This is a genomic window from Streptomyces diversicolor, assembly GCF_057537855.1.
In genome coordinates, this window is record NZ_BAAJXA010000010.1 from 71,089 (window position 1) to 89,798 (window position 18,710).

Sequence of the window (18,710 nt, forward strand, 5' to 3'; positions counted from 1 at the left end):
ACCACATGGCATTCCAACTCACAGGGAGGCGGCATGAGTTCGAACGGTTCGGCGGAGGGGCCCGGCAGGCGTGCCATCGTCCGCGCGGCGGCGGCCGCGGGCGCGGCGGCGGCGCTGGCCCCCTCGGTGGCCTCGGCGGCGGTCCCCAAGGACGGCGGCACGGCGGCGGCACCGGCGCCCTCGGTGGTCCCGGAGGGCGGCAGCACCGCCCCCGCGTGGCTGCCTGGCGGGCCCCTTCGCGTGACACCCGACGACCCCCGCTACGCGTATCTGGTGGCGCGGGGAGCGAGCAACCGTTTCCGGGGGAGGCCGGAGCGCGTCTGTCTCGTCGGCTCGACGGAGGACGTCGTGCGGGCCGTGCGCGAGGCGGTGGCCTCCGGGGCGCGGCTCGCGGTCCGCAGCGGCGGGCACTGCTTCGAGGACTTCGTCGACCACCCCGACATCACCACCGTCATCGACATGTCACCCATGCGGGAGGTGACGTTCGACGAGCGGCGCCAGGCGTATGCCGTCGAAGCGGGGGCCACGCTGGGCGAGGTGTACCAGAAGCTCTACCTCGGCTGGGGGGTCACCGTGCCGGCCGGATACCACGCCGAGGTCGGCGTCGGCGGCCATGTGCCCGGCGGCGGATACGGGCCGCTGTGCAGGCTGTTCGGTCTGGTCAGCGACTATCTCTACGCCGTCGAGGTGGTGGTCGTGGACAGCGAGGGCACCGTGCGCGCCGTCGTCGCCACACGGGAGCGTGACGACCCGCACCGCGACCTGTGGTGGGCGCACACGGGCGGCGGCGGGGGCGGCTTCGGCGTCGTCACCCGCTTCTGGTTCCGCTCGCCGCCCACTGCGCCGGCCACCGCCCTCACCTTCACCGCCGAGTGGAGTTGGGAGGGCATGGACGAGGAGCGCTTCTCCCGCATGGTGCGCAACCACGGGCGGTGGGCGGAACGCCATGCCGCCGCCACCGACCCGAACGCGGCGCTGTACGCCGAGTTCGCCCTGACGCGCCGTGCGGCCGGCGCCCACCTGCTGCTCGGCCAGGTCGCGGCCGAGCCCGGCCGGGACCGCCGCATGCTCGACGCGTTCCTCCACGCGGTGAGTGCGGGCACCGCCCGCCCCGCCCGTGTGACCACCCGGCGCCTGCCCTGGCTGGACGCCGCGTTGCGCGGCTCCGGTGAGGCCGTCGGGGACTGGCACATCAAGATCAAGTCGGCGTTTCTGCGCCGGCGGCTCACGGACCGCCAGATCGCCGTGGTCCACCGCCATCTGACCCGCGAGGACACCGGGGTGCTCGCCGGCAGCGTCGTCGTCAACACCTACGGCGGAGCCGTCAACGCCGTCCCGTCCGACGCCACGGCCATGCCGCACCGCGACTCCGTGCTGAAGCTCTCCTGTCTAGCGTCCTGGGCCGAACCGGAGCAGGCGCCCGAGTATCTGGCCTGGATACGCGCGTGCTATCGCGACCTCTTCGCCGACACCGGCGGAGTCCCCGTCCCGGGCCCGACCGCCGACGGGGCCTTCATCAACTACCCCGACACCGACCTCGCCGACCCGCACTGGAACACCTCGGGCACGCCGTGGGAGACCCTGTACTACAAGGACAACCACGCCCGCCTGCGCGAGGCCAAACGGCGCTGGGACCCGCGCGACGTCTTCCGTCACGCCCTCTCGGTCAAACCCGCGGCTGAGGCATACCCCGGACGGTGAACCACCGCCCGGGGAACGCGACCTCGTCGCGGACGAGCGCCTCCTCCACCGCCCGGACCTGAACCGGCTCCGCCGTGCGCCAAGCCCGGTCCGGCCAGGAACTGTTCGGAGGTTCGGACCCATGCCGGGCCGAAGGGAACGCAAACGAAGTGACCCGGCCGACGCGTCCCGGCACACTGGGCGAGTGACCTTCCGCTTGCTGCCCGGCACCGGGCTCGTCCTCCCGGCGAACGCGGGCGTCCTGCGATTCGGCATGACCGAGCGTGCGGCGCGGTGGACGGCGTCGACCCTGGCGGACATCCGCGCCGACGGGTGGCCGCGCGAGGCGCGCTGGGCCTTCTTCTTCGTCCACCGGGACGTCCTGGTCACCGCCTATGCCTGCACGGCGTGTGCCGAGCAGACCATGGGACACCTGATCGTCGAGCGCACCGACCGGGTCCCGGACCAGCCCGCCGACGTCCCGGTCGCCTTCGGCGACATCGACCTCTTCGGCTACCCGATCCACGAACTGACCGAAGTCCTCACCCCACCGGACCGCACACTCCTGCTCCCGGCGGACACCAACCCGCACAGCACGCACTACCTGCCAACAGTAAACCTGACCACCTGCACACCCACCCGCCCCTAGCGACCTGTGTCTTCGCCCGCCAGTCACCACTGGCCCCGACAACGCGGTTCGGGCAGGCGGCCGTCAGCTACAGGTTCTGTAGCCACCAGTACGCCGCCGTCACCGCGGCAGCACCAGCGGTGTAGGCCGCCCCACGGACACATGCGAACAGCGCGGTGCGGATCATCCGCTCAGCGGTCGACTTCTTCGACATGGCTTTGAATGGCCTTCCGATCATGCGCCCCGGCTGGGCGTCCTGCACCTAGCGTCACCCCTCTTGAGCAGGTCAGGACGTTGGCGGCTGCCTTGCGATGTCTTTGGATGGCCGAGCACGCATGTGGACGACGTGCGAGCATTGCTGGACGGTTCTGGACGGTTCTGGACGGTCGGGGGTACGTGGTGGTCAATCCCTTGAAGAAGCCGGGGCTCCCCCCGGGTGCTCTCAAGGAGCTCAACGAAGCACTACACGGGCTGCACTTGCAGGCAGGGTGGCCAAGTTGCCCAGACATGGCGAAAAAAATCATCCGCTCCAAAAGCACCGTCCATGCCGCCTTCGCCGGCACGGAGCTGCCCAGCCTGGAGGTCGTTCGTGCGTTGGCCGATCTCCTCGCAGACAAGGCCGGTCTGGACCCTGGGCAAGAGGTGCACCGCTTCAACGAGTTGTGGATCACAGCTGCTCAACAGCATGCAATTGTGGGAGGCAGTGGTGACCAACCGTCGGAGCCGACTCTTGGACGCAGCCTTCCCGAGGCCCAGGAACCTCATAGCACCGACAGTTCGCCGCCCCTGCTTCCCCGACAGAGCAGTCCGCAGACCGAGTCCGGCGTGACAGCAGCCTTGAGACCACGTCCCCCAGCTTGGCTGGAAGTAGTCGAATTGGCCTTGTCTGCCACATTGTTGGCCCTCTTCCCAAAGAAGAGCGGGGCGTATGAACTGCTGGACAAGGCTGGTGTACCACAAGAGTTTTACGTGACGGGCGATCCAAGCACTGTCCACTACTGGATCGACATAGTGGGGCATGTGCGCAGCACATCTTCCGCAACGGAATTGGAGAAGCTAATCACGCTGGCGACGGAACTCTCTGAAGGAAGCAACCAAAGGCTGGATACGCTCCTTGAGGCGCTACGCGCCACGGCCGAAGACTAGGAAACAAGCGTCTATCCACTTTGCCGCGTCAGCAGATCACCGAGCCCAACAGTCGCGAGGGCGTCCTGCGGCGCCACTCTCGCGGCGCCACAGGCGAGTCACAGAGGCAAAGTGTCTTGATTGGGTCCAGGCAGCCCCAGGTCCTCAAGGTACTTGATGCGCGCATTGATCGATGCCGCGAAATGACGCCAATCCAGACTGGCTACCGGTTCTACTGGCTTGGGATTTTCTTTGGAAGACGTGACGTAGCAAACGGAATCATACAGTCCCTCATCCATCAGGCGCTCACAGAAAAGAGCGAATCTGTCTTGATAGGATTTACCCAACCAGATCCGCTCGACCGGGAAAGGGCCCTTCCGTACTGACACAGAACTACGGGACTTGGGATGGTCTTCCATTACGAAGAAATAGCCAAGCCATGGCTTCTCTCCAGGGAAAGCATCGGCCATGGCAGCGCGACGCAGGTCCACAGCGCTGCCCAACGCCTCTTCGACCCGGTTGTTGTAGTTGTTTCCGAACGAAGGCCCACCCAGGGCTTTGAGTTCGAAGGCGGCAACCAGAGTGTTGCCACGTGTCACTACCAGATCCCATTGTTTCTGAGGCCGGTAGTAACCGGGAAGTTCCAAGCCTTGCTTGGAGTTTACCCGGATGTCTTCCGGTGCGTAGCCGGCGTCCAGAAAGAATTTTGCGAGCAGCGCAGTGATGTGGTCGAAGTGCTTGCCCCCTCGCACCGATCCGGCCGTCCCCGCTCCCACAGCGTCTTTGATAGCCGACAACTGTTGCTGGGCATGCTTGGCGTCCCAGTACGCGGCAACGGCCGCTTCGAAGTCTTCGCGGCTCACGGTCATAACGCATCCCCCTCTAGTCAGGAAGCTGATCGAGTCCGTACGCGCGCAGTGCGGCCTCGGTCGCGGCTTCCACGTCCCGCTCATCGAAGGCCTTCGCCAGGGCTTTGCAATCCTCTTCGCGCATTTCAGCAGGGTCCGGCACTCGAATCTTACGGAGGTACTGGGCCTGGAAGCGGAGCGTTCCACCACGCATCTTGACCGCGTACGCGTCCACGAACGCCTCGGCGACCTTTGAAAGCAGCAGGCCGCCGAGAACACGCATGTCCCATACGTTCGACACGATGTAGTACAGGTTGTGGTGAGGGTACAGACCGCCTTCGTCCAGCACTGGATGGCTCGTCAGCTTCATGTCCGGGAACAGAAGCTTGGGGCGGCGGACCAGTTTGGGATCGACCTTGTCGATGGTCTTGTACCAGCGGGCAGGCTCCTTGACCGCGATGTAACGCTTACTCAGTGTCTCACGATGCCGTTCGAAGTAAGCGGCCAGTTTGGGGTAGGCGTCCAGGCCGACGAGTTGGCCCTGTGAGTCCCAGGGGTTGACCAGATAGCTGCCACCCCAGTTGATCCTTCCGCTGACCGTGTCCTTGACCATGGCCAGGGGCAGCATGCGCTCGGGCTCGGCCGTGTCTGCGTCACGGGTGATGAAGACTTTGTCGGCGCCCGTAGCGACGCCGATCCCCACACGGGTGCCGGTGGTCTCATCCTCCAGGAGACGGAAGCGGTCGCTCAACGCCTCAAGCATGACGAGACGAGCCGGTGAAGCCGAAGGCCAGGAGTCCTCGCCGGGAAACCAATGAGGCAGACGAGCGCCGTGATAAGTCGACTCTTTGATGGGGCATTCATTCTGCTCCGCCGCCCACATCACGAACTCCCGGGCCGCCTCATCACTGAAGCCGGCTCTCGCCTCGGCAACGATCGCTGTGCCTTGCTCCCTGCGGCTGATCGTGGTGACAGCAGGGTACGCCGCGACCTGCTCCTCGAAAGCGTCCACGTCATGCATGGTGAGTACCAGGTCCATGCTGTAACTGCGGGTCACAAGCTTTCGGAGTCCACGACCGTACTGGTTCCTCATCCAGCGGTCTGCACAGATGAAGCCGAGCTTTCCGCCCTTCTTAAGCCTGAGCAAGCCGGTCTCGTAGAAGCCGATGTAGATGTCGGCCCGGCCGTTCATGGTGGTGCATGCCTTGCGATACGCCTTCATGCGGTCGTCAGGCACGTCCTCCAAGCGAATGTAGGGAGGATTGCCCACGACGAAATCGGCGGTGTGAGCCTGCGCGCCCTGGAGAAGGAAGTCCCCACGGTTGATCCACGACGAGACGACCTTGTCCACCTCAGGAGCGCTCCAGCCTTCGTCGAGGAGCTGCGCTCTGATCTTTGCCCGGCTGCGTTCGACGTTCAGCTCCACTAGATCAAGAGCCTCAAGCGCGTCGATCGCGTCAAGGAGGGGACGGCCATGGCTGCGGCACGAGGCACTAAGCCTCGCCACGATGGGCGAGAGGAAGGCTCCCCGGCCGCAGGCCGGTTCGATTATCCGCAGGCCAGCGAGATCGAGCTCGTCCTTATAACCGACCAGGTCAAGGATCGTCTCGACGACCCAGCGGCGGGTAAAGACCTCACCGTGCTGCACAGCTGTCTGTAGCGTCTCAGGAAGGGTGAGTGCGCTAGTCAGGACGCTGGGAGGAGCCTCGGTTTCCACGCCACGACCCTACCGTCCGGCCCTTGGCCGTGGTGCCGCCCCGCGCCATGCTCGAAGACCCGTGGATCTAGCCGCCCGCATCCGCAAAGAGTTCGCGCCGAGCCTCGACACCCTGGCTGATCGCCCGCACAGAAGCCCTCATTGCTGTTCGCCCACCCGTCCCGGTGCACTCCGAGTCCAGCGCCTGATCGCGCCCTCGCCGCGACATGAAAAACCCCAGCTTGGCTGGGGTCTCTGATGGTGTCCGAGGGGGGACTTGAACCCCCACGCCCGATAAAGGGCACTAGCACCTCAAGCTAGCGCGTCTGCCATTCCGCCACCCGGACTAGGTGTCTGCCGCCTTGCCGGGGGTGTGCCCCGTGGCGACAGGCACAACAATACCAAGGTTTCGCAGTGGCATTCACCTGCGTTTCCGTGACCTGGGAGGGGCCGGCGGCGCGGTCGGAGGCGCACCGCCCGACCTCGTCACAGACCGTGTTCGGGTGGGCACGCCACGGTTCGCATGGGTTCGCATGGGTTCGCTTGGTGGGGGCCCCGCTGGGCCCCGGGGCCCGGAGTGCGGGGTACGGGGTACGGGGGCGAGGGCAGCTCCGGAGTCGCACGGCGCGGGGCCCGGGGCCGGGGCCCGCCCGAGGCCCGGGGCCAGCGCGAGGTTCGAGGCCGGCCCCCGGGGTACGGAGGCCCCGGGGTCGCACGGGCGCAGGGGCTATGGCATGAGTTGGTAGTCCGGGAAGTTTCCCGGCAGGCGTTCGCCCGCTGGGCCCCGGGTGACCGCGTGGACCAGGAGTTCCCCGCCGACGAAGGCGCCCCGCCAGGACGCGCCGAAGCCGCCGAACAGCTCGTCGCGGTCGCCACGGGAGCGCGGCTTGCCGTGCCCGGTCTTGAAGGCGCGGATCTGCGGGGCCAGCCGTTCGTAGGTGGCCCGGTCGTCGGTGGCGAGCGTGGCCACCAGCGCGCCGTTCGACGCGTTCATGGCCGCCAGCAGCTCCGCCTCCGTGTCGACCAGGACGATGGTGTCGACCGGCCCGAAGGGCTCCGCGTGGTGCAGCGGGGAGGAGGGCGGCGGGCCCAGGAGGGTGACCGGCTGGACGTAGGCGGAGGTGTCCTGGCCGGGCAGGAAGCGGGCGTCGGCGGCCCTGCCGCGGTGCAGGGGTACGGCGCCGCGGTCGATGGCCTCGGTGACCTGGTCCTGCAGTTCCTTGGCCTTGGCCGCGTTGATCAGCGGGCCGAAGTCCAGCTCGGGGCAGGCGTCGTCGGGGTGCTCGACCGCCAGTGGGTGGCCGACCCTGACGGTGCGGACCGCGGGGAGGTAGGCGGCCAGGAACTCGTCGAACAGGGCGCGCTGCACGACGAAGCGGGGGTAGGCGGTGCAGCGCTGCTTGCCGTAGTCGAAGAGCTTGGGGACGACGGCGGTGAGCGCGTCCCAGTCGGAGTAGTTCCAGATGCCCCACGTGTTCAGGCCCTCTTGTTCGAGTACGTGCCGTTTCCCGAGGTCGGCGACGGCCGTGGCGACGGCGGCGCCGGTGTCGCGACCGCCGACGAAGGAGACACAGCCGATCTCGGGGGCCCGCACCAGGGCCTCGGACAGTTCGCCACCGCTGCCGCTGACCAGGGTGACGGGGATGCCCTCGCGGGCGGCGAGCGCGGCGGCCAGGGTGAGGCAGGCGACGCCGCCGTCGGTCGGGGTCTTGGCGATGACCGCGTTGCCGGCGAGTGCCTGGACCAGCAGGGCGTGCACGAGGACGCTCATCGGGTAGTTCCAGCTGGCGATGTTGGACACGGGTCCGTCCAGCGGGGCCCGGCCGGCGAGCATCGGCTCGATGCCGTCGACGTACCAGCGCACGCCGTCGATGGCCCGGTCGACGTCGGCCTGGGCGAGCCGCCAGGGCTTGCCGATCTCCCAGACGAGCAGCAGGGCGAGCAGTTCGCGGTGTTCGGTGAGCGCGTCCAGGGTGGCGGCGATACGGGCCCGGCGCTCGTCGAGGGGGACGTGCCGCCAGGCGCGGTGCTGGTCGAGCGAGGCGCGTACGGCCTGCCGGGCGGCGGTCGCGTCCAGGCGTGGGGCGCCCGCGATGGGGCTGCCGTCGACCGGGGTGGTGGCGGGCAGTGCGTGGCCCTCCGGCCGCCAGGCGGCGCCCCAGAGGTTGCGCACGCCGTCGTCCCGGAATGCCTCGGGGGCGATGGCGAGGCAGCGCCGCCAGGCGTCGTGCCAGGACGTGCCGGATTTGAGGGTGAGGGTGGGGTGGTTCGTGGTGGTGCTGGTGGCCATGGGGTCGGCTCCGCTCTCGGTGCACGATCGGGCGGATGGGGCAGGGGGCCGCCCCGCGCCCGTCCGCCGCGTCCCGGGCCCGGGGTGCCGCGCTCGGCGACGCGGGCGCGGGCGACACGGGGCGGGGCGCGCAGGGGGCGCGGGGTCGTGCCGGGTGCGTCGGTCGGGGCGGGACGCTTCGCCCGGCTCAGCCGCGCGCGGCGTCGCCGCTCACGTCCAGTGTCTCCAGTACCAGCCGGGCCGTCTCGGTAGGCGTGCCGCCGACCCGGACGCCGGCCGCCCGAAGGGCCTCCTGCTTGGCGCGGGCGGTGCCCGAGGAGCCGGAGACGATGGCGCCCGCGTGGCCCATGGTGCGGCCCTCGGGGGCGGTGAGCCCGGCGACGTAGCCGACGACGGGTTTGGTGACGTGTGCGCCGATGTACGCGGCGGCGCGTTCCTCGGCGTCGCCGCCGATCTCGCCGATGAGGACGATCAGCTCGGTGTCGGGGTCGTTCTGGAAGGCGGCGAGGCAGTCGATGTGGCTGGTGCCGACGACGGGGTCGCCGCCGATGCCGACGCAGGTGGAGAAGCCGATGTCGCGCAGCTCGTACATGAGCTGGTAGGTGAGCGTGCCGGATTTGGAGACCAGTCCGATGCGGCCGGGTTTGGTGATGTCGGCGGGGATGATCCCGGCATTGGACTGGCCGGGGGTGATGAGGCCGGGGCAGTTGGGGCCGATGATCCGGGTGCCCTTCGCCCGGGCGTGGGCGGTGAAGGCGACGGTGTCGTGGACGGGGATGCCTTCGGTGATGACGACGGCGAGTCCGATGCCGGCGTCGATGGCCTCCAGCACGGCGGCCCGGGCGAAGGCGGGCGGCACGAAGACGACGGTGACGTCGGCGCCGGTCGCCTCGATGCCCTCGCGGACCGTGCCGAAGACGGGGACGGCCCGGTCGGCGAAGTCGACGCTCTGCCCCGCCTTGCGCGGGTTGACGCCGCCGACGACGTCGGTGCCCGCCGCGAGCATGCGGCGGGTGTGTTTCGTGCCCTCGCCGCCGGTCATGCCCTGGACGAGGATCTTGCTCTCCTTGGTGAGGTGGATGGCCATGGCGTTCCTGTCTCCTCAGGCAGCGGCGGCGAGCCGGGCGGCTTGGGCGGCGGCGCCGTCCATGGTGGTGGCCTGCTGGACCAGCGGGTGTGCCCGCTCGTCGAGGATCGCCCGGCCGCGGGCGGCGGCGTTGCCGTCGAGGCGGACGACCAGCGGTTTGGTCAGCCGTACGGTGTCGAGGGCCTGGACGATGCCGTCGGCGACCGCGTCGCAGGCGGTGATCCCGCCGAAGACGTTGACGAGGACGGATCTGACGGCCGTGTCGGACAGGATGACCGCCAGGCCGTCCGCCATGACCTGTGCGGAGGCCCCGCCGCCGATGTCGAGGAAGTTCGCGGGGCGGGCGCCGCGGCCCGCGACCACGTCGAGGGTGGACATGACGAGGCCGGCGCCGTTGCCGATGATGCCGACCTCGCCGTCGAGTTTCACGTAGTTGAGGCCGCGGGCGGCGGCCACGGCCTCCAGCGGGTCGTGGTACTCGGCCTCCTCGGCGCCCCAACGGGCCTGCCGGAAGCGGGCGTTGTCGTCAAGGGTGACCTTGCCGTCGAGGGCGAGGATCTGGCCCTGCCTGGTGCGTACGAGCGGATTGACCTCGACGAGCAGGGCGTCCTCGCGGACCAGCACGTCCCACAGCCGGACGAGGACGTCCACGGTCCGCGGCGGCAGCCCGGCCGCCGCGGCGATCCCGGCGGCCTTCGCCGAGGTGACGCCCTCGGCCGGGTCGACGGGGACGCGGGCGACGGCCTCGGGCCGGCTCGCGGCGACTTCCTCGATCTCCATGCCGCCCTCGGCCGAGGCGATGGCGAGGAAGCCGCCGGCCGCGCGGTCGAGCACATAGGAGACGTAGAACTCGGTCTCGATGTCGACGGGTTGGGCCAGCATCACGGTGCCGACACGGTGGCCCTTGATGTCCATGCCGAGGATCTGACGTGCGGTCAGTTCGGCGGCGGCCGGGTCGGCGGCGAGCCTGACACCGCCCGCCTTGCCCCGGCCGCCGGTCTTCACCTGCGCCTTCACCACGACCCTGCCGCCGAGCCTGCGGGCGATCTCGCGGGCCTCCTTGGGCGAATCGGTGATCTCGGCCCTCGGCACCACGATGCCGTGTTCCTCGAAGAGTTCCCTTGCCTGGTGTTCGTACAGGTCCATCACCGGCTCCTGTCTGAAAGTGCCGCACGCCCCCTGGACACCACCCACCGGATGCGGGATAACAAGCTTCATACAGTATTCGTCGACTGTATGCAATGTACCGCGAGAGCGTTCCCACCCCCTACGAAGGGACAGGACTTCGCCATGCCCGACGACACCCAGGACGTGATTTCCGGTGGTCATCTCGTTGCCAAGGCGCTGAAGGCCGAGGGGGTCGACCGCATCTACACCCTGTGCGGCGGCCACATCATCGACATCTACGACGGCTGCGTCGACGAGGGCATCGAGGTCGTCGACGTACGCCACGAGCAGGTCGCCGCCCATGCCGCCGACGGCTACGCGCGCATCACCGGCAGGCCGGGCTGCGCGGTCGTCACCGCGGGACCGGGGACGACCGACGCCGTCACCGGTGTCGCCAACGCCTTCCGCGCGGAGTCCCCGATGCTGCTGATCGGCGGCCAAGGGGCCCTCACCCAGCACAAGATGGGGTCCCTGCAGGACCTGCCGCACGTCGACATGATGACGCCCATCACCAAGTTCGCGGCGACCGTGCCGGACACGGCGCGCGCGGCGGACATGGTCTCGATGGCGTTCCGCGAGTGCTACCACGGCGCGCCCGGCCCCTCCTTCCTGGAGATACCGCGCGACGTCCTCGACGCCAGGGTCCCGGCCGGCACGGCACGGGTACCGAGGCCCGGCCACTACCGTGCCTCGCCGCGTTCGGCCGGCGACCCCGAGGCGATCGAAAAACTCGCCGACCTGCTGGTGCACGCCGAGAAGCCCGCCATCCTGCTCGGCAGCCAGGTGTGGACGACCCGGGGCACCACGGCCGCCATCGAGCTGGTGCGCACCCTCAACATCCCGGCATACATGAACGGCGCGGGCCGCGGCACCCTGCCGCCCGGCGACCCGCACCACTTCCAGCTGTCGCGCCGGTACGCCTTCTCCCACGCCGACGTCATCGTCATCGTGGGCACGCCCTTCGACTTCCGCATGGGCTACGGCAAGCGGCTCTCGCCGGACGCGACCGTGGTGCAGATCGACCTCGACTACCGCACCGTCGGCAAGAACCGGGACATCGACCTCGGCATCGTCGGCGACGCCGGCCTGGTGCTGAAGTCCGTCGCCGAGGCGGCCGGCGGACGGGTCAACGGCGGTGCGTCGCGGCGCAAGGAATGGCTCGACGAGCTGCGCGCGGCCGAGCAGACGGCCCTCGAAAAGCGGCTGCCGAGCCTCAGGTCGAACGCCTCCCCGATCCACCCGTACCGGCTGGTCAGCGAGATCAACGACTTCCTCACCGAGGACTCGGTCTACATCGGCGACGGCGGCGACATCGTCACCTTCTCCGGGCAGGTCGTCCAGCCCAAGTCGCCCGGCCACTGGATGGACCCGGGCCCGCTGGGCACGCTCGGCGTCGGCGTGCCCTTCGTGCTGGCCGCCAAGCAGGCCCGCCCCGACAAGGAGGTCGTCGCCCTGTTCGGGGACGGCGCGTTCTCGCTGACCGGCTGGGACTTCGAGACCCTGGTCCGCTACGACCTGCCGTTCGTCGGCATCGTCGGCAACAACTCCTCGATGAACCAGATCCGTTACGGCCAGGCCCAGAAGTACGGCGTGGCACGCGAGCGGGTCGGCAACACCCTCGGCGATGTCGCGTACGACAAGTTCGCGCGGATGCTGGGCGGTCACGGCGAGGAGGTACGCGATCCGGCCGACATCGGGCCCGCGCTGCGCCGCGCCCGCGAGTCCGGGAAGCCCTCGCTGATCAACGTCTGGGTCGATCCCGACGCGTACGCCCCCGGAACCATGAACCAGACCATGTACAAGTGAGGTGAACGCCGGTGACCAGCAAGGCACTCGACGGCATCCGCGTCCTGGACATGACCCACGTGCAGTCCGGGCCCTCGGCGACCCAGCTGCTCGCCTGGCTCGGCGCCGATGTCGTCAAGCTGGAGGCGCCGACCGGTGACATCACGCGCAAGCAGCTGCGCGATCTGCCGGACGTCGACTCCCTCTACTTCACGATGCTCAACTGCAACAAGCGCAGCATCACCCTGAACACCAAGACCGAACGCGGCAAGGAACTCCTCACCGAGCTGATCCGGCGCTCGGACGTCATGGTCGAGAACTTCGGTCCCGGCGCGGTCGACCGGATGGGGTTCACCTGGGACCGCATCAAGGAGATCAACCCGCGCATCGTCTACGCCTCCATCAAGGGCTTCGGCGACGGTCCGTACACCGACTTCAAGGCGTACGAGGTCGTCGCGCAGGCCATGGGCGGGTCGATGTCGACCACCGGCTTCGACGACGGGCCGCCGCTCGCCACCGGCGCCCAGATCGGGGACTCCGGCACGGGTGTGCACGCCGTGGCGGGGATCCTCGCGGCGCTGTTCCAGCGCGAGCGCACCGGGCGCGGGCAGCGGGTCAACGTCGCCATGCAGCACGCGGTGCTCAATCTGTGCCGGGTCAAGCTGCGCGACCAGCAGCGCCTCGCGCACGGCCCGCTCGCCGAGTACCCCAACGAGGACTTCGGCGACGAGGTGCCCCGCTCCGGCAACGCGTCCGGGGGCGGCCAGCCCGGCTGGGCGGTCAAGTGCGCGCCGGGTGGCCCGAACGACTATGTGTATGTGATCGTGCAGCCCGTCGGCTGGAAGCCGATCAGCGAGCTGATCGGCCGGCCGGAACTGGCCGACGACCCCGAGTGGGCGACGCCCGAGGCGCGGCTGCCCAAGCTCGGCAAGATGTTCCAGCTGATCGAGGAGTGGTCCTCGACGCTCCCCAAGTGGGAGGTGCTGGAAAGGCTCAACGCCCACAACATCCCGTGCGGGCCGATCCTGTCGACCAAGGAGATCATCGAGGACGACTCGCTGGTCGCCAACGAGATGGTGGTCACCGTCCCGCACCCCGAACGCGGCGAGTTCGTCACCGTGGGCAGCCCGCTCAAGCTCTCCGACTCCCCCGTCGAGGTGGTGGCCTCACCGCTGCTCGGCGAGCACAACGCCGAGGTCTACGTGGGCGAACTGGGCCTCGGTGACGAGGAGTTGCGCCTGCTCAAGTCGAACGGAGTGATCTGACGTGATGGCCGAGGACCGGGTGCTGAGGGTACGGGCACTGCTCGACGCCGTGCGTGCCGAGGGCCGTACCGCGCTGACCGCCCCGGAGGGCAAGGTCGTCGCCGACGCGTACGGCATCGCCGTACCGGGCGAGGAACTGGCGACGGACGTGGACGAGGCGGTCGCGCACGCGGCACGGTTCGGCGGGCCCGTCGTGATGAAGATCGTCTCGCCCGACATCCTGCACAAGACCGACGCCGGCGGGGTGATCGTCGGCGTCGAGGGCGCGGCGGACGTACGGGCCGCCTTCCACCGGATCGTGGCGAACGCGCGCGCCCACGACGCCGCGGCCCGGATCGAGGGCGTGCAGATACAGGAGCTGCTGCCCCGGGGGCAGGAGGTCATCGTCGGCGCGGTCACCGATCCGACGTTCGGCAAGGTGGTGGCCTTCGGGCTCGGCGGAGTGCTCGTCGAGGTGCTGAAGGACGTGACGTTCCGCCTCGCGCCGGTGGACGCCGACGAGGCGCTGTCCATGCTGGACTCGATCCGCTCGGCACAGATCCTGCGCGGGGTGCGCGGGCAGGCGGGCGTGGACCGGTGGGCGATCGCCGAGCAGATCCGCCGGGTCTCCCAACTCGTCGCGGAATTCCCGGAGATCGCCGAGGTGGACCTCAACCCGGTGATCGCCACACCGGAGGGCGCGGTCGCCGCCGACATCCGGGTGATCCTCGCCGAGAGGCAGCCGCCGCCGCGCCGCAGGTACACGCGTGAGCAGATCCTCGCCTCCATGCGGCGGCTGATGCAGCCGTCGTCGATCGCCGTGATCGGCGCCTCCAACGAGCAGGGCAAGATCGGCAATTCGGTCATGCGCAACCTTGTCGACGGCGGCTTCGCCGGGGACATCCACCCGGTGAACCCCAAGGCCGATGACATCCTGGGCCGCAAGGCGTACAAGAGTGTCACGGACGTTCCCGGTGAGGTGGATGTGGCGGTCTTCGCGATCCCCGCCCGGTTCGTCGCCGCGGCCCTGGAAGAGGTGGGACGCAAGAAGATCCCCAACGCCGTACTGATCCCCTCCGGGTTCGCGGAGACCGGCGAGCACGAACTGCAGGACGAGATCGTGGCGGTGGCCGAGCGGTACGGCATCCGGCTGCTCGGGCCCAACATCTACGGCTACTACTCCACCTGGCAGGACCTGTGCGCCACGTTCTGCACGCCCTACGACGTCAAGGGCCCGGTGGCGCTGACCTCGCAGTCCGGCGGCATCGGGATGGCCGTCCTGGGCTTCGCGCGCACCACCGGGACGGGTGTGTCGGCGATCGTCGGCCTCGGCAACAAGTCGGACCTGGACGAGGACGACCTGCTGACCTGGTTCGGTGAGGACCCGCACACCGAGTGCATCGCGATGCACCTGGAAGACCTCAAGGACGGGCGGGCGTTCGTCGAGGCGGCGCGCGCCACGGTGCCCAGGAAACCCGTCGTGGTCCTCAAGGCGGGCCGTACGGCGGCCGGTGCGAAGGCGGCCGGTTCGCACACCGGGGCGCTCGCGGGCGACGACGCCGTGTACGACGACATCCTCCGCCAGGCCGGTGTCATCCGGGCGCCGGGCCTGAAGGACATGCTGGAGTACGCGCGCGCGTTGCCGGTGCTCCCCACCCCCAAGGGCGACAACGTGGTCATCATCACCGGGGCGGGCGGCAGCGGTGTGCTGCTCTCGGACGCGGTGACGGACAACGGCCTGTCCCTGATGGAGATCCCACCGGACCTGGACGCGGCCTTCCGGGCGTTCATCCCGCCCTTCGGGGCCGCGGGCAACCCGGTCGACATCACCGGGGGCGAGCCGCCATCGACGTACGAGGCGACGATCCGGCTCGGTCTTGAGGATCCGCGCATCCACGCCCTGGTCCTCGGCTACTGGCACACGATCGTCACGCCTCCCATGGTGTTCGCGGAGCTGACCGCGCGTGTGGTGGCCGAGTTCCGGGCGCGCGGCATCGAGAAGCCCGTCGTCGCCTCGCTCGCGGGTGACGTCGAGGTCGAGGACGCCTGCCGGTACCTGTACGAGCGGGGGGTGGTGGCCTACCCGTACACCACGGAGCAGCCCGTCGCCGTGCTCGGCGCCAAGTACCGCTGGGCCCGTGCGGCAGAGAGACTGCGGGCCGAAGGCCCTCAGGCAGGGCGGTGGCGGGAGACGGGCGGGCCTGCTGGGGGCGGTAAATGAGCTGAGTGACGAAGGGGCCGGCCGGCGGTGCGCGTCGGCCGGCCCCGGGACCCGAGCGCGCACGAAATGCATTGGACAGGGGGCGCTGGCCAAGGGCTTTCGACGCAAGGGGTGCTGAACAGATGACAACCACCGACTACTCCACGTCCGTCCCGTACCGGGAAGTGACGGACCGGGGCGGCCGCATGTACCGGATCGGCGAGTCGGACGTCGACATCATGGGCCGGCCACGCATGTGGATGGTCATCCTGCCCTGGGTGGGCATGATGGGCATCAGCTCCGCGGAATACGCGTTCACCTCCGCGGAGGACACGCTCCACGCGGCGCATCTGTGGAGCAGCGGACACATTTTCTGGCTGATGGGCGTCTGGGTGTTCTTCCAGGCGGCCGTGGCCTTCCCGGCCGGGCAGCTGCGGGAGAGCGGAGGCTCCCCGCCCGCACGGCCATGCTGATCGGCGCCGTGGGCACGCTGCTGGGCTATCTCGCGCTGGCGTTCGCGCCCACCGTGTTCGTCGCCTACCTCGGCTTCGGCATGTGCAGCGGGATCGGCGCCGGCCTGGTCTACGCGACCTGCGTGAACATGGTCGGCAAGTGGTATCCGGAGCGCAAGGGCGGCAAGACGGGCTTCGTCAACGGCGGCTTCGCCTATGGGTCCGTGCCGTTCGTGTTCCTGTTCACCTCGGTACTCGACCTGAGCAACTACAAGGTCGTGCTCTCGGCGGTCGGCGTCGGGCTGTGCCTGGTGGTGGCCGCCTCCGGCTGGTTCTTCAAGGACCCGCCGAAGAACTGGTGGCCCGCACACGTCGACCCGTTGAAGGCGACCGACGATCCCCGGATCCGGCGGGCGCTGCTGAAGAACCCCCCGGCCGTCAAGCAGTACACCCCGAAGGAGGCCGCCCGCACACCCGTCCTGTGGATGATGTGGTTCTGCCTGCTGTGCACGGCAGGCATCAACATCTTCGGCATCGCCTTCCAGGTGCCGTTCGGCAAGGACATGGGTTTCGCGGGCGGGATCGTGGCCACGGCCATGTCCCTGAAGGCGATCGTCAACGGCACCGGACGCGGCGTCATCGGCTGGATATCCGACCGCTACGGGCGCCGCAACACCCTGATCATCGTGTGTGTCGTGCTCGGCACCGCGCAGTTCGGCGTGCTGGTCTCCGGACAACTGGGCAGCATGCCGTTCTTCCTGTTCTGCTCGATGGTCTCCGGCTTCGGCGGCGGGGCGATCTTCCCGCTGTTCGCGGCCATGACGGCGGACTACTTCGGCGAGAACAACAACGCCACCAACTACGGAATGGTCTACAGCTCGAAGCTGATCTCGGGGCTGGTCGGCTCCGGTCTGGGCGCGGTCGTCGTCGGCGCGTGGGACTACCACGGTGCCTTCGTGCTGGCCGGCTCCATCGGCCTGGCCTCGGCGGTACTGGCGCTCTTCCTGAAGGCACCGGGCAGGCCGGACGCCCGGAGCATCGTCCCCAACCCACAGCCTCTGGGCGAGGAGATGGCGTGACATGACGGCAGACCCGATAGCCACCGGTTCGTCGGCCGCATCCGGTCCGGCGCACCGTCCCTACCGTGAAGTGACCGACGCGCGCGGCCGGGTGTACCGCGTCGGCGAGACGGACCGGGACATCCTCGGTCACTCACGCAAGCTCATGGTGTATCTGCCGTGGATCGCCATGATGGCCATCAGCGTCTTCGAGTACGCGTACGGCTCGGCGGAGGACACCCTGTCCCACGCCCACGGCTGGACACAGTCCAACACCTTCTGGATCCTCAGCGTCTGGGTGTTCTTCCAGGCCGGTGTCGCCTTCCCGGCGGGCTGGCTGCGGGAGAAGGGCATCCTGACGGCGCGGGCCGCGATGTACGTCGGTTCGGTGCTGTGTGTCCTCGGTTTCCTCGCCCTGTCGCATCTGGGCAATGTGTGGCTGGCCATTGTGGGCTTCGGCGTGGTGGGCGGCATCGGCGCCGGGCTGGTCTACGCGACGTGCATCAACATGGTCGGCAAGTGGTTCCCCGAGCGGCGCGGCGCGCGCACCGGCTTCGTCAACGGCGGGTTCGCGTACGGTTCGCTGCCGTTCATCTTCATCTTCAACTACGCCTTCGACACCGCGAACTACCACCGCGTCCTGGACCTCATCGGCTGCTACATCCTGATCGTGGTCTTCGGGTGCGCGTTCTTCTTCAAGGACCCGCCGAAGAACTGGTGGCCCGCGGACATCGACCCGCTGGAGCACACGGGCGACCGGGGGAAGGCGTCGAGCCTCGCGAAGAATCCGCCGGCGGTACGGCAGTTCACCCCGAAGGAGGCGATCAGGACGGGCATGCTGCCGCTGATGTGGATCTGTGTCGTGATGACCGCGGGTGTCTCCATCTTCGGCATCTCCTTCCAGGTGGACTTCGCCAAGGAGGTGGGCTTCGGCCCGCTGGTCGCGGCCTCGTCGATGGGGGTCATGGCCGTCATCAACGGCATCGGCCGGGGCGTGGTGGGCTGGCTGTCCGACCGGTGGGGCCGCAAGGCGACCCTGGTGTTCGTGATCGTCGTGCTGGGGCTCGCCCAGTTCGGGGTGATCTGGGCCGGTGACGTCAAGAGCGAATGGCTGTTCCTGTTCTTCGCGTTCCTCTCCGGTTTCGGCGGCGGCGCGTTCTATCCGCTGTTCGCGGCGCTGACCCCGGACTACTTCGGCGAGAACTACAACGCCACCAACTACGGACTGGTGTACAGCGGCAAGCTGATCAGCGGCCTGTTCGGGGGCGGGCTCGGTTCGATGGTGGTCGGCGCCTGGGGCTACAACGGGGCGTACGCCCTGGCCGGCGGCGTCTCCATGGCCGCGGCATGCATCGCCCTGTTACTCCGCCAACCGGGCCACGATCCCCGGCCCACTCCCCGGCCAACCCCCTGACCCGACCGGCGGGCCCACCCCAACACACGGGGAGGG

The 18,710-nt window shown here is 69.0% G+C and carries 13 protein-coding genes, 1 tRNA gene and 1 pseudogene; 8 read left to right on the forward strand and 7 right to left on the reverse strand.

What is annotated here, in order from left to right; translation table 11 throughout:
* Positions 1-33: 33 nt before the first annotated feature.
* A complete protein-coding gene (locus AC27LF_RS14010; RefSeq protein WP_479660788.1) occupies positions 34-1,701 on the forward strand; it encodes an FAD-binding oxidoreductase in 1,668 nt (555 codons plus the stop codon).
* A gap of 184 nt (positions 1,702-1,885) precedes the next feature.
* The gene (locus AC27LF_RS14015; RefSeq protein ID WP_479660787.1) at positions 1,886-2,329 is read left to right on the forward strand and encodes a hypothetical protein; all 444 of its coding nucleotides are present in this window, start codon (positions 1,886-1,888) and stop codon (positions 2,327-2,329) included.
* Between the two features lie 67 nt (positions 2,330-2,396).
* On the opposite strand, the gene AC27LF_RS14020 is transcribed toward AC27LF_RS14015, so the two are convergent.
* Positions 2,397-2,522 (reverse strand): hypothetical protein, encoded by a 126-nt coding sequence (locus AC27LF_RS14020; RefSeq protein ID WP_479660786.1) that lies wholly within the window; start codon positions 2,520-2,522, stop codon positions 2,397-2,399.
* A gap of 107 nt (positions 2,523-2,629) precedes the next feature.
* Here AC27LF_RS14020 and AC27LF_RS14025 point away from each other — a divergent pair, with 107 nt between their 5' ends.
* A complete protein-coding gene (locus AC27LF_RS14025; RefSeq protein WP_479660785.1) occupies positions 2,630-3,454 on the forward strand; it encodes a hypothetical protein in 825 nt (274 codons plus the stop codon).
* Positions 3,455-3,552: 98 nt separating this feature from the next.
* Here the strand turns inward: AC27LF_RS14025 and AC27LF_RS14030 are convergent, their stop codons facing one another.
* The 6 genes from AC27LF_RS14030 to sucC form a co-directional block, all read right to left on the reverse strand.
* Entirely contained in the window at positions 3,553-4,302 is a 750-nt protein-coding gene (locus AC27LF_RS14030; RefSeq protein WP_479660784.1) for a PaeR7I family type II restriction endonuclease, read from the reverse strand.
* Positions 4,303-4,315: 13 nt separating this feature from the next.
* Positions 4,316-5,998, reverse strand: coding sequence for an Eco57I restriction-modification methylase domain-containing protein (locus AC27LF_RS14035; RefSeq protein ID WP_479660783.1), 1,683 nt, complete (start codon positions 5,996-5,998; stop codon positions 4,316-4,318).
* Between the two features lie 238 nt (positions 5,999-6,236).
* A tRNA-Leu gene (locus AC27LF_RS14040) sits at positions 6,237-6,324 on the reverse strand.
* Between the two features lie 380 nt (positions 6,325-6,704).
* Complete coding sequence (locus AC27LF_RS14045) at positions 6,705-8,267, reverse strand: aldehyde dehydrogenase family protein (protein ID WP_479660782.1); 1,563 nt, start codon at positions 8,265-8,267, stop codon at positions 6,705-6,707.
* Positions 8,268-8,454: 187 nt separating this feature from the next.
* Positions 8,455-9,354: a succinate--CoA ligase subunit alpha gene (gene sucD, locus AC27LF_RS14050; protein WP_479660781.1), complete on the reverse strand. Its 900-nt coding sequence runs from the start codon at positions 9,352-9,354 to the stop codon at positions 8,455-8,457.
* A gap of 15 nt (positions 9,355-9,369) precedes the next feature.
* A complete protein-coding gene (gene sucC / locus AC27LF_RS14055) occupies positions 9,370-10,500 on the reverse strand; it encodes an ADP-forming succinate--CoA ligase subunit beta (RefSeq protein WP_479660780.1) in 1,131 nt (376 codons plus the stop codon).
* 144 nt (positions 10,501-10,644) lie between these two features.
* On the opposite strand from sucC, the gene AC27LF_RS14060 reads away from it, so the two are divergent.
* The 5 genes and pseudogenes from AC27LF_RS14060 to AC27LF_RS14080 all read left to right on the forward strand — a co-directional run bounded on the left by AC27LF_RS14060 (position 10,645) and on the right by AC27LF_RS14080 (position 18,674).
* Positions 10,645-12,327: a thiamine pyrophosphate-binding protein gene (locus AC27LF_RS14060; RefSeq protein ID WP_479660779.1), complete on the forward strand. Its 1,683-nt coding sequence runs from the start codon at positions 10,645-10,647 to the stop codon at positions 12,325-12,327.
* Between the two features lie 11 nt (positions 12,328-12,338).
* On the forward strand, positions 12,339-13,571 hold the full coding sequence (gene frc, locus AC27LF_RS14065; protein ID WP_479660778.1) for a formyl-CoA transferase: 1,233 nt from the start codon (positions 12,339-12,341) through the stop codon (positions 13,569-13,571).
* A gap of 4 nt (positions 13,572-13,575) precedes the next feature.
* The gene (locus AC27LF_RS14070; RefSeq protein ID WP_479660777.1) at positions 13,576-15,771 is read left to right on the forward strand and encodes an acetate--CoA ligase family protein; all 2,196 of its coding nucleotides are present in this window, start codon (positions 13,576-13,578) and stop codon (positions 15,769-15,771) included.
* 122 nt (positions 15,772-15,893) lie between these two features.
* A pseudogene (locus tag AC27LF_RS14075) lies at positions 15,894-17,281 on the forward strand (OFA family MFS transporter).
* A gap of 1 nt (position 17,282) precedes the next feature.
* The gene (locus AC27LF_RS14080; protein ID WP_479660776.1) at positions 17,283-18,674 is read left to right on the forward strand and encodes an OFA family MFS transporter; all 1,392 of its coding nucleotides are present in this window, start codon (positions 17,283-17,285) and stop codon (positions 18,672-18,674) included.
* The last annotated feature ends 36 nt before the right edge of the window (positions 18,675-18,710 follow it).